This is a genomic window from Kocuria kalidii, from assembly GCF_044462225.1.
In the GTDB taxonomy this organism is placed as follows: domain Bacteria; phylum Actinomycetota; class Actinomycetes; order Actinomycetales; family Micrococcaceae; genus Kocuria; species Kocuria kalidii.
Map to the genome: position 1 here is coordinate 15,356 of NZ_JBISWJ010000013.1, position 16,216 is coordinate 31,571.

Sequence of the window (16,216 nt, forward strand, 5' to 3'; positions counted from 1 at the left end):
TCGCTCGTCCCGCCCCATCATGGCAGGACGAGCGCCGTGCAGGGCCCTCACGGGCGAACTCACCGCGTCCGCCCGGGAGCGGCGAACACATGCCGCCGTCCGGGGCGGACCCGGCGAGTCCGGCGCAGGCAGGTCGGGGCGCCGGCCGGGTCACCCCTTCACGGCGCCGCCGGTGAGCCCCGAGACGATGTAGCGCTGGAGGAACAGGAACAGCGCCACCACCGGGATCGCCGCCAGGATCGCCCCGGCGGTGAACACGCCCCAGTTCTCCCCGAACTGCACGGACACGAACTGGTAGAGCCCCACGGCCAGCGTGTACTTGCCGGGGTCCTGCAGCACGATCTGGGCGAGCAGGAAGTCCGAGAAGGACGCGATGAAGGACAGCATCCCGACCACCACGAGGATGGGCGTCACCAGCGGCAGGATCATGGTCCAGTAGATCTGGGCGTGCGAGGCCCCGTCGATCTCCGCGGCCTCGTCCAGGTCCCTGGGAATCGTGTTGAAGAAGCCGTACATGAGGAAGGTGTTGGCCCCCAGCGCTCCACCCAGGTACACGGCGATCAGTCCCAGCAATGAGTTCAGGCCCATGAACGGGTAGACCCCGGAGATCGCGAAGAGCAGCAGGAAGATCGCCACGAACGCCAGCAGCTGCGGGAACATCTGGATGACCAGCAGGGCCAGCAGCCCGCCCTTGCGGGAGCCGAAACGGAACCGGGAGAACGCGTAGGCCGCGGCCGCCCCCATGAGCACGGTGCCCACGGCCGTGGTGACCGAGACGAACAGCGAGTTCGCGAACCACGTCAGATAGGGGTTCTGCGGGTCGTTGAGCAGGTTGGTGTAGTTGGCGCCGGTGATGTCCGAGAACAGCCGGTTGGACCCGAGCAGGGAGCCCGAGGCGGACAGCGAGGCCGAGAAGGCGTAGACCAGCGGGAAGAGGGCGAAGACGCACGCGGCGATCGCCGCGAGGTGCTTCCACCCGCCGCGGGCGAAGCGCCGGCCCGCCGAGGGCCGCGGGCGCGGGGCCGTGCCGGCAGGGGCCAGGGAGTCGGCGGGCTGGAGCACGTTCGAGGTGCCGGTGGACGGGGCGGCCGTGGCCGCGGCCCAGGGGGCGTCGTGGGTGCCGTCGGGGCGGGGGCGGTCGCCCGGCGGGGGTGTGCTGGGAGTGGACATGTCAGCTGATCTCCTCGAGAGCCTTGCTGCGGCGGAACGTCAGCGCGGAGATGACGGCCACCATGATGAAGATGAGGATGGACAGGGCCGAGGCCAGACCGTAGTCGTTGGTGCCTCCGGCGAATGCGATCTTGTACACGAACGAGATCAGGATGTCCGTGGCTCCCACCCCGGTGGTGGACTCCAGGTCCTGGGGGCCGCCACCGGTGAGCAGGTAGATCACGTTGAAGTTGTTGAAGTTCATGGCGAAGGACGCGATGAGCAGCGGCCCCACCGCCACCATGAGCATCGGCAGGGTGATCGACCTGAACTGCCGGACCGGGCCGGCCCCGTCCATCTCGGCCGACTCGTAGAGCTCGCCGGGGATGGCCTGCAGTGCGCCGGTGGTCACCAGGAACATGTACGGGAAGCCCAGCCAGAGGTTGACCAGCAGCAGCGAGAACTTGGCCAGCCAGGGGTTCTCCAGCCACGGCACCCCTGCGCCGCCCAGCAGGACCTCGTTGACGAAGCCGAAGTCCGCGTTGAGCAGGCCCGCCCAGATGAGGATCGACAGGAAGGCGGGGAAGGCATACGGCAGGAAGATGATCGCCCGGTAGAAGTTCCGGAGCTTCAGCTTCTCGTCGTTGAACAGGATCGCCAGCACCAGGCCCAGGAAGAAGGTCAGTGCCACCGAGAGGATCGCGAAGGCGAAGGTCCAGACGGTCACGGAGACGAACGCACTGCCGAGGACGGCTGGGTCGAAGATCGCCCCGAAGTTGTCCAGGCCCACGAACACCCGCCAGCCGGGGCGCAGGGCCTCGCCGTCGGGACCGACGAACGCGCCCTCGCCGTTGTCGGCGTAGACGGTGCCGTCCGCGGCGACCATCGCGTCGGCCGCCTCGTCGTGGACGAGCGTGGGCTCGTAGGCGTAGGCGGTGCGGCCGTCGTCGGTGCGCAGAGCGCCGTCCTCGGTCTGCCCGCTCACGGGGACCCGCAGGTCCGAGAGCTCGTCCTCGGCGCCGACGACCTCCCCGTAGCTGAGGATCTCGTAGCCGGGCGCCTCGGTGACGCGCCCGTCCGCAGCCGCCGCCCCCTCGAGCGGGGCCAGCGGCTGCTCCGCGGCCCCCACGAGCACCTGGTCGTCCTGCACCGTGGCCAGCGCCAGCCCGTCGTCCCCCTCGAGCACCGTGACGGGATAGGCCCCGGAGCCCTCGACGCGCTGCTCGTAGGTGGTGGTGAGCTGCGTGATCGCCGCGTCCTTGGTGGCGTTGTGGCCGTCGCCGTAGTTCGTGAACGCCGTGGCGGCGGTGTAGACGAGCACGAAGACCTGGAAGACCAGCAGGAAGATCAGCCCGGGGAACAGGTACTTGGCGGGCAGCAGCTTCCGGGTCGGCAGGAAGTACACGAGGTCAGCCACCACCAGGGCGACGACGAGGAACGCCAGGATGCCCCAGCTGCCGGCGGCCCAGGCCGTCAGGATGCCGAAGAGGCCGAACGCGTTGATCAGCGCCATCAGGACCAGCTTGACCACGAAGCCCAGGCCGAACCCCCGGGAGTGGGAGTGCCGGGGGTCGAGGGGGACGCCGAGGTCGGCGCCCCCGCCGGTCTCTCCGGGGGCGGTCGCGCCGCCCCGGACGGTGGTGCGCGTGCTCATGAGATCTGTCCTTCGATGTTGTCGATCATGCGGTTCCACAGCGCCACGGGGTCGCCGCGGCCGTCCACGATGGCGTTCTCGGTGGTGCCCCAGAAGCTCCACACGGCGCCCATCTCGGGGATGGCCGGCATGGGCAGACCCGTCTCGGCGATCTCGGCGTAGGCGGAGCGCAGCGGATCGCCCTGCATCCGTTCGACGGCCACCTGGCTGGCCGGAGGCCGGCCCGTGCTCTCGTACAGGGCCGTCTGCGCCTCGGGGCGGGTGAGGTAGTTGGCGGCGAAGTCCTGGGCCGCGATCGGATTGGCGGCGTTGGCGTTGACGAAGAACGCCTGGACGCCCACGAACGGACGCGCCTGCTCGTTCCCGGCCGGGGGCACGGGCAGGACGCTGACGTCCATCCCGGCGGCCTCGACGTCGGTCAGCTCCCACGGCCCGCCCAGGTGGAAGGCGGACTGGCCGGTGAGGAAGGACTCCTTGGCGATGTCCGGGCTCATCGACGTCCGCAGGTCCCCGGTCTCCCCGAGGTCCTGCAGGTAGCGGGCGAACTCGTGGCCGTCCTCGCCCCCCATGGTGAGGTTGCCGGTGTACTCCCCCTCCTCGGTCCGCTCGAACACCTCGGCGCCGAAGGAGGTCTGCAGGGCGTACAGGTGGTAGGGGTCACCGGCCTCCGCGGACTGGCTGACGGTGAACGGGTACTCGATGCCCTGCGCGTCCATCAGCCGGTGGCCGACGGCCCGCAGCTCGTCGAAGGTCGCCGGGTCCTCGGCGGTGAGCTCGTTGTTGCGCAGCAGCGCCACGTTCTCGACGGCGTAGGGGACCCCGTAGCTGACGCCGTCGTAGACCACGGCGTTGCGGGCGTTCTCCGAGAACTCCTCGGCGCGCTCGCCCATCTCCACCGGGACCACCACGCCGTTGGAGGCCAGCTGCCCGAGGTTGTCGTGCGGCGAGACGATGATGTCCGGGGCCTGGCCCGTGGGGGACTGGGAGATGAAGTTGGAGATCGCCTGGGCGTTGATCTCCCGCTGGATGAACTCCACCGCCACGCCGGTGTCCGCGGTGAACTCACCGGCGATCTCCCGCAGCGCCGGGATCTCGTCGTCGCCGGCCTGGATCGTGATGCTGCCCGGCCCGCCGGCCAGACCGGCCACGCCGGCCGTGGGCGCCGACGAGCACCCCGCCAGCAGGAGCGCGGCGCCGACCGCGACGGCCGCCCGGTGGATGTTCTTCATGGTGGGATTCCTCGATGTCTTCCGTGGTCCCGCGGCCGCTCCGGTGGGGAGCCGCGCACCGGGAGGTGAGTTGGCTCACTACTGTAAGCGCTATCACTTTGCCTGTCCAGGCTCCCAGAAGTTGCTGACATCTCAACGACATGGCTCTGGTAGCGCTTCCAGACAAGCGGCATCGACCGTACGATGGAGCGCATGTCGACGACCAACGGTGCGCTGCAGTCGCTGCGCCTCACTCCCGTCCACGACCGCGACCCGGAACCGAAGTGGTGGCGCTCCTCGGTGATCTACCAGGTGTATCCCCGGTCCTTCCGGGATCTCGACGGGGACGGCATCGGCGATCTCGCCGGCATCACCGCCGAACTGGGCCAGCTGGCCGAGCTCGACATCGACGCGATCTGGCTCTCCCCCTTCTATCCGTCCCCCCAGTTCGACGGCGGCTACGACGTGAGCGACTACTGCGACGTCGACCCCTCCTTCGGGACACTGGCGGATTTCGACGCGCTGGTCTCGGCCGCGGACACACTGTCTATCCGGGTGATCATCGACCTGGTGCCCAACCACTGCTCGCAGGAGCACACGCTGTTCCAACAGGCCCTCGCCGCCGGTCCCGGCAGTCCGGAGCGGGACCGGTTCGTCTTCCGGGACGGCCGGGGCACATCCGGAGAGCTGCCTCCCAACAACTGGCAGTCCCACTTCGGCGGCTCCGCCTGGACGCGGGTTGCCGAGGCCGGCGGTGCGCCCGGCCAGTGGTACCTGCACCTGTTCGACTCGTCGCAGCCCGACTTCAACTGGGACAGCGAGCGGGTCCGGCAGGAGTTCGAGCGGGTGCTCCGCTTCTGGCTCGACCGCGGCGTGGCCGGGTTCCGCGTCGACGTGGCGCACGCACTCGTCAAGGCGGACGGGCTGCCCGACTGGGGAGGCCGGGCCGACGGCGGGAGCACCCCCGGATACCCCTTCAGCGACGCCCCGATGTTCGGGCAGCCGCAGATCCACGACATCTACCGCCGCTGGCGAGAGGTGCTCGCGGAGTACGACGGCGAGCGGATCCTCTGCGCCGAGGCGAGCGTGGACCCGCTCGACCGCCTGGCCGACTGGGTCCGCCCGGACCAGATGCACCAGACCTTCAACTTCTCCTACCTCGCGGCGCCGTGGAACGCCACTGAGCTGCGCCGGATCATCACCTCGTCCCTCGAGGCGTTCGACGCGGTCGGGGCCCCCACCACCTGGGTGCTGTCCAACCACGACGTCGTGCGGCACACCACACGCCTCGCGCTGACCGAGGAGGCCCCGCGCCCGGGCGACGGCCGCGGGCCCGAGGACGAGCAGCCGGACCACGTGCTGGGCACCCGCCGGGCGAACGCCGCCTCCCTGCTCATGCTCGGCCTGCCGGGCGGCGTCTACCTGTACCAGGGGGAGGAGCTGGGCCTGCCCGACCACACGACCCTGCCCCACGACGTCCGGCAGGACCCCACCTACTCCCGCACCGGCGGGGAGCGGCTCGGCCGGGACGGCTGCCGGGTGCCGCTGCCCTGGACCAGCACGGGGGCGTCGCTGGGCTACAGCGCCACGGGCGCATCCTGGCTCCCGCAGCCGGCGGACTGGGCGGTGCTCTCCCGCGAGGCGCAGCGCCGCGACCCGTCGTCCACGCTGTCCCTCTACCGCGCGGCGCTCGCGCTGCGGCGGGCGCACGGACTCGGCTCGGGATCGCTCGCATGGGCGGAGGACTGGACCGGCCAGGGGTGCCTGGGCCTGGTGAACAACGACGTGCTGGTGCTGCTGAACACGGGGACCACCGCGCTCGAGCTGCCGGACCTGCCGGTCCTGCTCCGCAGCCGGCCCGGGACGTCCACGCCCCATATCCTGGACCCGGAGGAGTGCGCATGGCTGCAGACAGGAGACCCGGGGTGACACAGAGGTGAAACAGCCCCGGCTCCAGGACGTCGCCGTGCGGGCGGGCGTGTCCACCGCGACCGTCTCCCGGGCGCTCAGCGGCAAGGGGCACGTGTCCCCCCGCGCCCGGGCCCGGGTCCGGCAGGCGGCGCAGGAGCTGGGGTTCGTGGTGTCCTACCACGCCTCGAGCCTGGCGAGCGGACGGAGCCGCAACATCGGGGTGGTCCTCCCCTACGTCGACCGGTGGTACTTCTCCACCGTTCTGGAGGGGGTGGCCGGTGCGCTCATGGAGGCCGGGTACGACCTGACCCTCTACAACTTCGAGGGTGACCGCTACCGGGAGACCGTGCTGACCGACTTCCTCCTGCGCAAGCGGCTGGACGCCGCCGTGGCGGTGTCGCTGCACCTGGACCCGGAGGAGACGGCCCAGCTGCTCTCCGCGGGCATCCCGGTGGTCGGGGTCGGAGGGCCCCTGGTGGGCGTGCCCACCATCAGCATCGACGACTTCGACGTCGGACGGCGCGCGACCGAGCACCTCATCGGGCTGGGGCACCGCCGGATCGCCCATCTCGGCGGGGCTGACGAGCGAGAACGCTACTTCCCCATGTCCAGCGACCGCCGCACCGGCTACGAACGGGCCATGGCGGACGCCGGGCGGGCGATCGACCCGGCGTGGTCGCTGATCGCCGACTACTCCCTCACCGACGCGTACCAGCGCGCCAAGAACCTTCTGGCGGACCCCGTCGACCGGCCGACGGCGATCTTCGCCGCCTCCGACGAGATGGCGGCCGGGGCGATCCTGGCGGCACGCGACGTCGGGCTCACCGTGCCCGGGGACGTGTCCGTCATCGGCGTGGACGCCCACCCCATGGGAGAGGCATTCGGCCTGACGACCATCGACCAGCACGCCCGGCGGCAGGGCACCCACGCCGTCGAGCGGCTCCTCGAGCACCTGGCCGGTGGGCACGGCGAGCCGTCCAACGAGGTCCTTCCGGCCCACTTCGTCGTCCGGTCCTCCACCGGGCCGGTCGCGGACCCCTCCGCGCACTGACCCTCTCACCGCAGCACCGGCACGCGCGCACTCGCCCGCCCCCTCCGGACCAGCGCCATGTGCCGCCGTCCCGGACAAAACCGGTGAGCCCGGCGCCACGGGACCGGCGGGTGCCGCGCCTGCGGCCCCGGTCAGGCCACGGTGAACGTCTGCTCGTGCCACCCGGAGGCCCCGTCCGGGGCCGGCGGGGCCTGGTCCGCGGTCTGCACGACCCCGTCCCGGTCGACCGCCCGCACCCGCGCGGTGTGCTGGCCTCCGGCCAGCTCGGTGCGGAGCACCCACTGCCGCCACGTGTCGTCGGACGGCACCTCTCCCAGGTCGGCCTCCTGCCACGGCCCCTCGTCCACGCTGACCTGCACCGCGGCGATCCCGGTGTCCTGGGCCCACGCGGTGCCCGCGACCACGACCTCCCCGGCGTCCACACGGCCCCCGGCGCGGGGCACCTCGATCCGGGACGCGGTCTTGATCGGCCCGAGCGCCGACCACCCGCGCGGGGTCCAGTAGCCCTCGTCCTGGTCGAAGCGGGTGACCTTCAGGTCCACCAGCCACTTCGTGGCGGACACGTAGCCGTAGAGCCCGGAGACCACCATGCGCACCGGGTAGCCGTGCTCGAAGGGCAGGGGCTCCCCGTTCATGGTGACCGCCAGCAGGGAGTCCCGGTCCTGGTCCAGCAGCGCGTCGAGCGGGGTCCCGGCGGTGAACCCGTCCTCGGACGTGGAGAGCACCATGTCGGCGCCCGGCTGCACACCGGCCTCGGCGAGCAGCTCACGGATCGGCACGCCGGTCCACACCGCGTTGCCCACGAGGTCCCCGCCCACGGGGTTGGACACGCACGCGAGCGTCACGGCGCGCTCGAACAGGGTCCGCGCGGTGAGGTCCTCGAAGCGCAGCGTCAGCTCCCGGTCCACCATCCCGTGGATCCGCAGCTCCCACTCGGCCACGTCGATGCGCGGGACGGTCAGGGCGGTGTCGATGCGGTAGAAGTCGTCGGCGGGGGTGAGCCAGGGCTCCACGCCCTCGATCCCGAGGTCCACGCCGGCGGGGATCCTCTGCTGCACCACGGGGGCGGGGATCCGCAGCATCTCCCGCGCCGCGGGCACCCGGGCGGCCGCCGAGGAGACCCAGCGCCCGGCCACCCCGGCCGCGGCGCCCAGCACCGCGGCGGCCGCGGAGACCCGGACGAAGCCCCTCCGGTCGATGCCGCCGGAGGCGTCCTCCGGGGCCTCGGCCCGGCGGGTGAGCACCGAGAGGAACAGCGCCCCGGCGGCCGTGCCGACGACGACGGGGACCGTGTCCGCCACGGAGACCCCCGCCCGCGTCAGCACGGCCAGCAGTCCGAGGAGCCCCAGCACGCCGAGCAGCACCACGCCCATCGGGCGGTTGGCGCGCTGGGCCGCCCCGATGCCCGTGCCGAGCGCCACCAGCCCGGCCGCCATGACGAGCAGCAGCACGAGCTTGTCCGCGGTGCCGAACAGGGCGATCGCGGCGTCCTTGACCGGGGCCGGGACGGCGTCCACGAGCACCCCGCCCACCGCCGTGAGCGGTGCGCCGACCGGCCCGGTCACCCACGCCAGCAGCTCGGCCAGGCCCACGGCGAGGGCGGTCGCGGCGACGCCGGCGAGGATCCACGGGCCGAGCTCGGCGGGGTGGCGTCGTCGTCGCCCGGTGTCCGGACGGTCCGCGGTGGAGGTCATGCGCGTCAGCGTGTCACGCGGTCCTGACACCTGCCTGGACGAGCGCGTCGGCGAACCGCTCGAGCGCCTCCTGGCCCACCACGTCCCCCGGCAGCAGCGGGACCTGCAGCAGCGGGACGTCCGGGAGGGCGCGGCGCAGGGTGGCGACGTGCACCTCCTCGAGGGCGCGGCGCTCGGCGAGGAAGTCCCCGGCGTCGGCCGGCGAGCGCTTGTTGAGCACGAGCGCCCCGACGTGCACGCCGGCGCGGACCAGCTGCTCGTGCAGCTCGACGGTCTCGAGGACGGGCAGCCGTTCGGCCGCGAGGACGATGACGAAGCTGCACCGCTCGGCGTCCACCAGCACCTCCCGCAGCGTCTCGAAGCGCTCGCGGCGGCGCAGCAGGATCCGCCGGATCTCGAGGTCCCGCTCCTCGCGGGGGTCCCGGGGCCGTTCGGTGCCCACGATGCTCTCGCTCGCGGCGTCCCGGTCCTCGAGGCCCCGCAGGGCGGCGCCGAACTTCTCCGCCCGGCCGCGGCGCCGCAGCAGCCCCTCGGTCCAGGCGGACATGATCTCGGGCAGGGCCATGAGCCGGGCGGTGTGCCCGGACGGGGCGGTGTCGAAGACGATGAGGTCGTAGTCGGCCGGGCCCGTGTCCACGAGCTCGGCGATCCGCTCCAGCACCGCCGACTCGTGGGTGCCCGGCGAGTCGCGGGCGAGCTCCATGTGCTTGTCGACCTCGGCGGCGAGGTGTTCGGGCATGAGCCGGCGGATGGTGGCGCCCACGGCGGCGAGGTGGGCGTCGGTCGTGGCGACCGGGTCCACCTCGATGCCGTCGAGGACGCCGCTCGCCGGCCCGCCGCCGGGACCGCTCGGGGAACCGCCGCCGGGGCTCCCGAGGTCCCGGGCGAGCGGGGTGATCCGGTCCCCGATGGGACGCTCCCACAGGTGCCCGAGGTTGTGGGCGGGGTCGGTCGAGACGACCAGCACCCGCCGGCCGGCGCGGGCCTGGGCGAGGGCGGTGGCGGAGGCGACCGCGGTCTTGCCGACACCGCCCTTGCCGCCGACGAACAGGACCCGGCGGGAGGCCGCGAGCTCTAGCAGCATGAGACGTGCTCCAGGGGTGAGCGCTCCATGCCCATCCGCCGGTGCCAGTCGTGGAAGCGGTCGTAGACCACGGGCAGCAGCTCCACGGTGTAGTAGCTGGCGGGGTTGGGCACACCGAGGGCCTCGGAGAGCACCAGCATCATGAACAGGTCCTCCTCGTCGCGCTGGGCGCGGGCGAAGGTGCGCCGGTAGGGCGCCACGTAGAACTCGTGCAGGCCCGCGCCGAGGCGGGCCTGCACGGTGCGCAGCCGGTCGAGGACCGTCACCGGCTCACCGGGAGGACCGCTTCCCCGGCCCCGCGGGGACGCGGGCGTCCTCGTCGAGCTCGGGCGGACTCTTCCGGGCCGCGTTCATCGCGGTCACGGACTCGACGATGACCCACAGGGCCGCGATCAGGATGATGACGTCGAGCACGAGCAGGAACCAGTTCTCGGCCGCGTAGAACTGTCCCAGCTGGACGATGAGGGCGTAGACCGACATCACCAGCAGGAACACGAGCGGGACGAGCACCGGCAGCACCGGACGGCCCTTGCGCAGCAGGATCACCGCGATCATCGACAGCGTCAGGCCGGCCAGCAGCTGGTTGGTGGTGCCGAACAGCGGCCAGATCAGCAGACCGCCCGAGCCGTCCGCGCCGGCGCCGAAGGTGAGGCCCATGGCCACGCCGAGGACGACGACGGTGGCCAGCGCCTTGTTGATGCTGAACCCCATGATGTGCGCCGCCTCCTGGACCACGAACCGCTGCAGCCGGATGCCGGTGTCCATGGTGGTGGCCGCGAACAGCACGGCCATGGTGGCCAGGATGGTGGCGCTGAGCCCGGCGGGAATGCCCAGGCCCTGGTTGACGATGGCGCCGCCGCCCTGCACGAAGGCGGCCACGCCGCCCTGCCCGAACTCGGTGTAGACGGCCTCCCAGTCGGCGATGGTCCGGAACCCGGCGGTGGTCGCGATGATGGCGCCCAGTGCCAGGAGCCCCTCGCCGACCGCCCCGAAGTAGCCGACGAAGCGGGCGTCCGTCTCCTTGTCCAGCTGCTTGGAGGACGTCCCGGAGGCCACGATCCCGTGGAACCCGGAGATCGCACCGCACGCGATGGTCACGAACAGCAGGGGCACCAGGCTCGGCGTGCCCTCGGGCACGGAGTCGTTGAACGCGGGGGCCACCACGGTCGGCGCGGAGATCAGCACCGCCCCGTAGAGGATGCCCAGGGCGATGAACAGCTGGAGTCCGTTGATGTAGTCGCGCGGCTGCAGCAGCATCCACACGGGCAGCACCGAGGCCACACCGGCGTAGAGGAACAGGACCACGATCCAGAACGCGGTGGCGGAGAGGCCGAGGATCGTCTCCGGCAGCACCACCGGGAACCGGTCGCCGATCAGGATCAGGCTGTAGAGGGCCACGACGCCGACGACGGACACGAGCGGGAGGTTCCACTTGAACCGGTAGATGGCCTGGCCGATGAGCAGGGCGACCACGATGGCGCCCCAGGTGGGGATCACCGCCGTGGGCGTGCCGACCAGGAGGCCGGCGATGACCACGGCGAACGCGGCGTTGACCATGAGCAGCACGAGGAAGATCACGACCAGGAACAGGTTGCGCCCGCGGCGGCCGATGTACTGCCCGGACAGGGACCCGATGGACTTGCCCTTGTGCCGGTTGGAGGCCCACAGCGCACCGAGGTCGTGGATGCCGGCGAAGAAGACGGTGCCGATGGTCACCCACAGGAAGGCCGGCACCCAGCCCCAGATGACGGCGATCGCGGGCCCCACGATGGGTGCCGCTCCCGCCACGGAGGTGAAGTGGTGGCCCCACAGCACGTACTTGTTGGTGGGCACGTAGTCCACGCCGTCACCCAGTTCGTGGGCGGGGGTGACGAAGGAGTCCTGGAGCTTGTAGATCCGGCGGGCCAGGAACCTCGAGTACAGCACGTACCCCAGGATCATCATGGCCACGCCGACCACGGCGAGGACGATGGAGTTCATGTCGCTCCGATCTCGGTGGAGGTGGCGGCGGCGATGGATGTTCGCCGGGTCACCATGCTACCGCCGGGTGACCGGGATCACGGGTTGCACGCGGACGCACCGGAACCGCTCCACCGGAGGCGCACGCAGCCCTCCGACGCGCGGCGCCGGTCACGCCGGCGCCATGATCGAGAAGGACTCCCGGTCCGGTCCGGCCACGACCGCGAGCCGCCCGTACTGGAAGTCGAGGGGGTCCTCCATGACCGCGCCGCCGGCGTCGCGCACGCGCTGGACGGCGGCGTCGACGTCCTCCACCTGGAAGCAGACGGACCAGACCGCGGGCGCGTTCTCCGCCGCCGGATCGGTCCCGCCGATGCCGCCGGCGGGACGCTCCCCGCGCGGCACCGTGAACGTGGCGTAGGGCACGCCCTCCTCGCCGATGTCCTCGTAGTGGTAGCCGAAGACCTGGGCGTAGAAGTCGCGGGCGGTGTGGTGGTCGGGGGTCATGAGGTCGCACCAGGCCACGGTCCCGGGCACGTCGACCGCCGTGAACCCGATGTGCTCCCCGGCCTTCCAGGTCCCGAACGTGGCCCCGGTGGGGTCCTGGAAGATCCCCATCCAGCCGAGGCGCCCCACCTCCACGGGCTCCACCAGCTGCGTCCCTCCGGCGGCGAGGACCCGCTCCGCGCAGAGGTCGCTCCGGTCCGAGGCGAGGTGGACCTGCCACACGTGCGGGACGCCCGTCAGGTCCGGGGCCGCCGGGGAGAGCCCGGCCGCGGGACGGCCGTCCACGAGGGCGTTGCAGTAGCCGCCGTGCTCGGGGTCCGGGCTGCCGTACTCCCAGCCGAGCACCCGGCGGTAGAACTCCTGCGTGCGGCCGAGATCGGACGCCGTCAGGTCGGCCCAGCAGGGCGTTCCGGCGGGCCAGGCCTCGTTGCGCTGTGTCATGACGGGCTCCTTTCCGACACGGCCAGGGTACGCCGCGTCCCCGGTGCCTCTCGGGAAACGCGCGGGGATCGTTACCCACCCGCCACCCGCCCCGCCGGAGGCTGAGCCGCGAGATCGCCGACGACGGTGCCCCGCACGGCGGCGTGACCGGTGTCTGCGCCCTCGGCGACGGCGGGGGACCCGTGGGTGTTCCAGGGGGCTTCGGCGGCAGAATGGGGGCAGACCGTCGTCGTCGACCACCCCGGAGGATCCTTTGACCACGCTGCACGACTTCACCGCCACGACCCTCGACGGCCGCGAGCAGCCGCTGTCCGCGTACGCCGGGAAGGTGGCGCTCGTGGTCAACACCGCGAGCGAGTGCGGGTTCACGCAGCAGTACGAGGGCCTCGAGCAGCTGTGGCGGAACTTCAGACAGGACGGTCTCGTGGTGCTGGGCTTCCCGTGCGACCAGTTCGGGCACCAGGAGCCGGGCACCGAGGAGGAGATCGCGGACTTCTGCAGCCGCAACTACGGGGTCACGTTCCCGATGTTCGAGAAGGTCGACGTCAACGGTCCCGGCGCCCACCCGCTCTGGTCGTGGCTGCGCGAGGAGAAGGGCGGGATCATGGGCGACGACGTCAAGTGGAACTTCACCAAGTTCCTCGTGGGCCGGGACGGGCACGTGATCCGCCGCTTCGCCCCGAAGACCTCGCCGGCGCAGCTCGCCGGCAGCATCGAGTCGGCGCTGGCCCACGGGGAGGAGCCCTCCGGGACGCGCTGAGGCGGGTCAGCGGCGCGCCATCTCCCGCAGCGTGTCCGCGAGGGCGGCCAGCCCCCGGTCCAGCTCCTGGTCGGTGATCACCAGCGGGGGGCTGAGCCGGATGGTGGAGCCGTGGGTGTCCTTGGCGAGGATCCCGTGGGCCGCCAGCCGTTCGCAGCACTCCCGGCCGGTGCCCAGCTGCGGGTCGATGTCGATCCCGGCCCACAGACCGCGACCGCGCACCGCGGCCAGCCCCAGCGGGGCCAGCTCGGCGAGGCCGGTGTGCAGCTTCTCCCCCATGACCCGCGCCCGCTCCTGGGGCTCCCCGGTGGCGAGGAGGGCGACGACGGCGCGGCCGACGGCGGCGGCCAGCGGGTTCCCGCCGAACGTGCTGCCGTGCTGGCCGGGCCGCAGCACGGACAGGACGTCCGCGCGGCCCACGACCGCCGACACCGGCAGGACGCCCCCGCCCAGGGCCTTGCCCAGCAGGTAGAGGTCCGCCTCGACGCCCTCGTGCTCGCACGCCAGCGTCCGGCCGGTGCGCCCCAGCCCGGACTGGATCTCGTCCGCGACGAGCAGGACGTCCTGCTCGGCCGTGCACCGCCGGACGCCCTGCAGGTATCCCGGGGGCGGCACGACCACACCGGCCTCGCCCTGGATCGGCTCCAGCAGCACCGCGACCGTGTCGGGGGTGACGGCTCGCTCGAGGGCCGCGAGATCCCCGAACGGGACGGTGACGAAGCCCGGCGTGTAGGGGCCGTAGCCGCGGCGCGCCTCGTCGTCGTCGGAGAAGCTGACGACCGTGGTGGTGCGGCCGTGGAAGTTCCCCGCCGCCACGACGATCTGCGCCCGGTCCGGGGCCACCCCCTTGCGCTCGTAGCCCCACTTGCGGGCGACCTTGATCGCGGACTCGACCGCCTCCGCGCCGGTGTTCATCGGCAGCATCATCTCCTGGCCCAGCAGGGCGCACAGCTCCCGTGCGAAGGGGCCGAGCTGGTCGTTGTGCACGGCGCGGCTGGTCAGCGTCACACGCTCCAGCTGGGCCCGGGCCGCGTCGAGGACCGCGGGGTGGCCGTGCCCGAAGTTCAGCGCCGAGTAGCCCGCGAGGAAGTCGAGGTACTCGCGGCCCTCCACGTCCGTCACGGTCGTGCCCCGGGCGCGGGCGACCACCACGTCCAGCGGGGAGTACGTGCGCGCGGTGTAGCGCTCGGCGGTCGCCACGAGCTCCCGCGAGCTCGCGCCGTCGCGGCCGGCCGTGGCCGCAGGATCGACGACCTGCGTCGGGGCGTGGTTCATGGGGTTCCTCCCGGATCCTCGCTGGTGTTCTCTGGAGCCTGTGGTCCCAGCCCACCACGTACAACGCCGCGAACCGCGCATTCCAGTCCCGGCCCGGCGCCGTCCGTCCACTCCCGACCCGCAGGAGGCACCGTGTTCCCAGACTTCGCCGCTCAGGACGTCCCCGTGGCCGACGGCACGATCCACGCCCGCACCGGCGGGGACGGCCCGCCCGTGCTCCTGCTGCACGGCTTCCCGCAGACCCACGCCATGTGGCACCACCTCGCCCCCGTGCTGGCCCAGGAGTTCACCGTGGTCGCGGCCGACCTGCGCGGCTACGGCCGCTCCCGCACGAGCAGCGAGGACCACACCTTCCGGGCGATGGCCGCCGACCAGGTGCAGCTCATGCGGGAGCTGGGCCACGACCGGTTCTCCGTCGTCGGGCACGACCGCGGCGCCCGGACGGCCCACCGGATGGCGCTCGACGCCCCCGGCGCCATGGCGTCCGTGGCCCTGCTGGACATCCTCCCCACCCTGGAGGTGTGGCGGTCGATGGACGCGTGGCTGGCCCGGCAGTACTACCACTGGGCGTTCCTCGCCCAGGGCGAGGGGCTGCCGCAGACCCTGATCGGGCACGACCCCGTGTACTTCGTGCGCCGCACGCTCCAGGGGCTCAGCGGCACGCAGGTCCCGTTCGACCCGGCCGCGCTCGCCGCCTACGAGGACGCGGCGCGGGACCCCGCCGTGGTCGACGCCTGGTGCCGCGACTACCGCGCGGCCGCCGGCCCGGACGTCGAGATCGACGAGGCGGACGAGCACGAGCAGCGGGACCTCCCGACCCTCGTCCTGTGGGGCTCGCAGGGCCGGGTCGGCGCCCGCGAGGACCCGCTCGCGCTGTGGCGGCGGCACTTCCCGCAGGCCACGGGCCGGGCCGTGGCCGCCGGCCACTTCCTCGCCGAGGAGCGGCCCGAGGAGGTCGGCGCGGCGGTCCTGGCGCACCTGCGCGCCGCGTGGACGCAGGGACGGCCCCGGCGCGGTGGTCCGCGCCGGGGCCGTCCCGGGGTGGTGCCGGGTGCGGGTCAGCCGTTCTCGTAGTCGGTGATGGCCTCGACCTTGGCCGCGGAGGCGCTGGTGGTGTCGAAGGTGTAGCCCAGCCACTCCTTGGCCAGGCGCCGGGCCAGCTCCAGGCCGACGACCCGCTGACCCATGCACAGCACCTGGGCGTTGTTGGAGAGCACCGAGCGCTCCACCGAGTAGGAGTCGTGGGCGGTCACGGCCCGGATCCCGGGCACCTTGTTCGCCGAGATCGCCACGCCCAGGCCCGTGCCGCAGATCAGCAGCGCACGGTCGGCCTCACCGGCGGCGACCTTCCGGGCGGCGTCGACGGCCACGTGCGGGTAGTCCGTGTTCTCCGTCTCCGAGACCCCGACGTCCACCACGCTCTCCACGCGGTCGTCGGCCTCCAGATCCCGGCGCAGGGCCTCCTTGTAGTCGAATCCGGCGTCGTCGCCGCCGATCACGATCCGCAGCTTCTGCTCGGCCAT

At 72.4% G+C, this 16,216-nt stretch carries 14 protein-coding genes; 4 read left to right on the forward strand and 10 right to left on the reverse strand.

The window, feature by feature from the left end:
- Positions 1-150 precede the first annotated feature (150 nt).
- The 3 genes from ACH9D3_RS01940 to ACH9D3_RS01950 are packed head-to-tail and all read right to left on the reverse strand — an operon-like array spanning position 151 to position 4,032.
- The gene (locus ACH9D3_RS01940; protein ID WP_396401170.1) at positions 151-1,170 is read right to left on the reverse strand and encodes a sugar ABC transporter permease; all 1,020 of its coding nucleotides are present in this window, start codon (positions 1,168-1,170) and stop codon (positions 151-153) included.
- A gap of 1 nt (position 1,171) precedes the next feature.
- The gene (locus ACH9D3_RS01945) at positions 1,172-2,803 is read right to left on the reverse strand and encodes an ABC transporter permease subunit (protein WP_396409652.1); all 1,632 of its coding nucleotides are present in this window, start codon (positions 2,801-2,803) and stop codon (positions 1,172-1,174) included.
- On the reverse strand, positions 2,800-4,032 hold the full coding sequence (locus ACH9D3_RS01950) for a sugar ABC transporter substrate-binding protein (RefSeq protein ID WP_396401172.1): 1,233 nt from the start codon (positions 4,030-4,032) through the stop codon (positions 2,800-2,802). The genes ACH9D3_RS01945 and ACH9D3_RS01950 overlap by 4 nt, the downstream gene beginning before the upstream one ends.
- Before the next feature lie 192 nt (positions 4,033-4,224).
- Here ACH9D3_RS01950 and ACH9D3_RS01955 point away from each other — a divergent pair, with 192 nt between their 5' ends.
- A complete protein-coding gene (locus ACH9D3_RS01955) occupies positions 4,225-5,940 on the forward strand; it encodes a glycoside hydrolase family 13 protein (RefSeq protein WP_396409653.1) in 1,716 nt (571 codons plus the stop codon).
- A gap of 7 nt (positions 5,941-5,947) precedes the next feature.
- Entirely contained in the window at positions 5,948-6,973 is a 1,026-nt protein-coding gene (locus ACH9D3_RS01960; protein ID WP_396401174.1) for a LacI family DNA-binding transcriptional regulator, read from the forward strand.
- 131 nt (positions 6,974-7,104) lie between these two features.
- On the opposite strand, the gene ACH9D3_RS01965 is transcribed toward ACH9D3_RS01960, so the two are convergent.
- The 5 genes from ACH9D3_RS01965 to ACH9D3_RS01985 form a co-directional block, all read right to left on the reverse strand.
- Positions 7,105-8,667, reverse strand: coding sequence for a molybdopterin-dependent oxidoreductase (locus ACH9D3_RS01965; protein ID WP_396409654.1), 1,563 nt, complete (start codon positions 8,665-8,667; stop codon positions 7,105-7,107).
- A 13-nt stretch (positions 8,668-8,680) separates the two neighbouring features.
- Positions 8,681-9,751, reverse strand: coding sequence for an ArsA-related P-loop ATPase (locus tag ACH9D3_RS01970; protein ID WP_396409655.1), 1,071 nt, complete (start codon positions 9,749-9,751; stop codon positions 8,681-8,683).
- Positions 9,742-10,017, reverse strand: a complete 276-nt coding sequence (locus ACH9D3_RS01975) for a cory-CC-star protein (protein WP_396401177.1) — start codon at positions 10,015-10,017, stop codon at positions 9,742-9,744. Before ACH9D3_RS01975 ends, ACH9D3_RS01970 begins: the two co-directional genes overlap by 10 nt.
- A gap of 4 nt (positions 10,018-10,021) precedes the next feature.
- Complete coding sequence (locus ACH9D3_RS01980; protein ID WP_396401178.1) at positions 10,022-11,731, reverse strand: carbon starvation CstA family protein; 1,710 nt, start codon at positions 11,729-11,731, stop codon at positions 10,022-10,024.
- A gap of 150 nt (positions 11,732-11,881) precedes the next feature.
- A complete protein-coding gene (locus ACH9D3_RS01985) occupies positions 11,882-12,658 on the reverse strand; it encodes a VOC family protein (protein WP_396401179.1) in 777 nt (258 codons plus the stop codon).
- Between the two features lie 253 nt (positions 12,659-12,911).
- Between ACH9D3_RS01985 and ACH9D3_RS01990 the strand changes: the two genes are divergently transcribed.
- Positions 12,912-13,418, forward strand: a complete 507-nt coding sequence (locus ACH9D3_RS01990; RefSeq protein WP_396409656.1) for a redoxin domain-containing protein — start codon at positions 12,912-12,914, stop codon at positions 13,416-13,418.
- 6 nt (positions 13,419-13,424) lie between these two features.
- Here ACH9D3_RS01990 and rocD read toward each other — a convergent pair whose 3' ends face one another.
- Entirely contained in the window at positions 13,425-14,693 is a 1,269-nt protein-coding gene (gene rocD / locus ACH9D3_RS01995; RefSeq protein WP_396409657.1) for an ornithine--oxo-acid transaminase, read from the reverse strand.
- A gap of 132 nt (positions 14,694-14,825) precedes the next feature.
- On the opposite strand from rocD, the gene ACH9D3_RS02000 reads away from it, so the two are divergent.
- Positions 14,826-15,767, forward strand: coding sequence for an alpha/beta fold hydrolase (locus tag ACH9D3_RS02000; RefSeq protein ID WP_396409658.1), 942 nt, complete (start codon positions 14,826-14,828; stop codon positions 15,765-15,767).
- Here ACH9D3_RS02000 and ACH9D3_RS02005 read toward each other — a convergent pair.
- The gene (locus ACH9D3_RS02005; RefSeq protein WP_396401183.1) at positions 15,752-16,216 is read right to left on the reverse strand and encodes a ribose-5-phosphate isomerase; all 465 of its coding nucleotides are present in this window, start codon (positions 16,214-16,216) and stop codon (positions 15,752-15,754) included. The two genes, ACH9D3_RS02000 and ACH9D3_RS02005, sit on opposite strands and share 16 nt — an antisense overlap.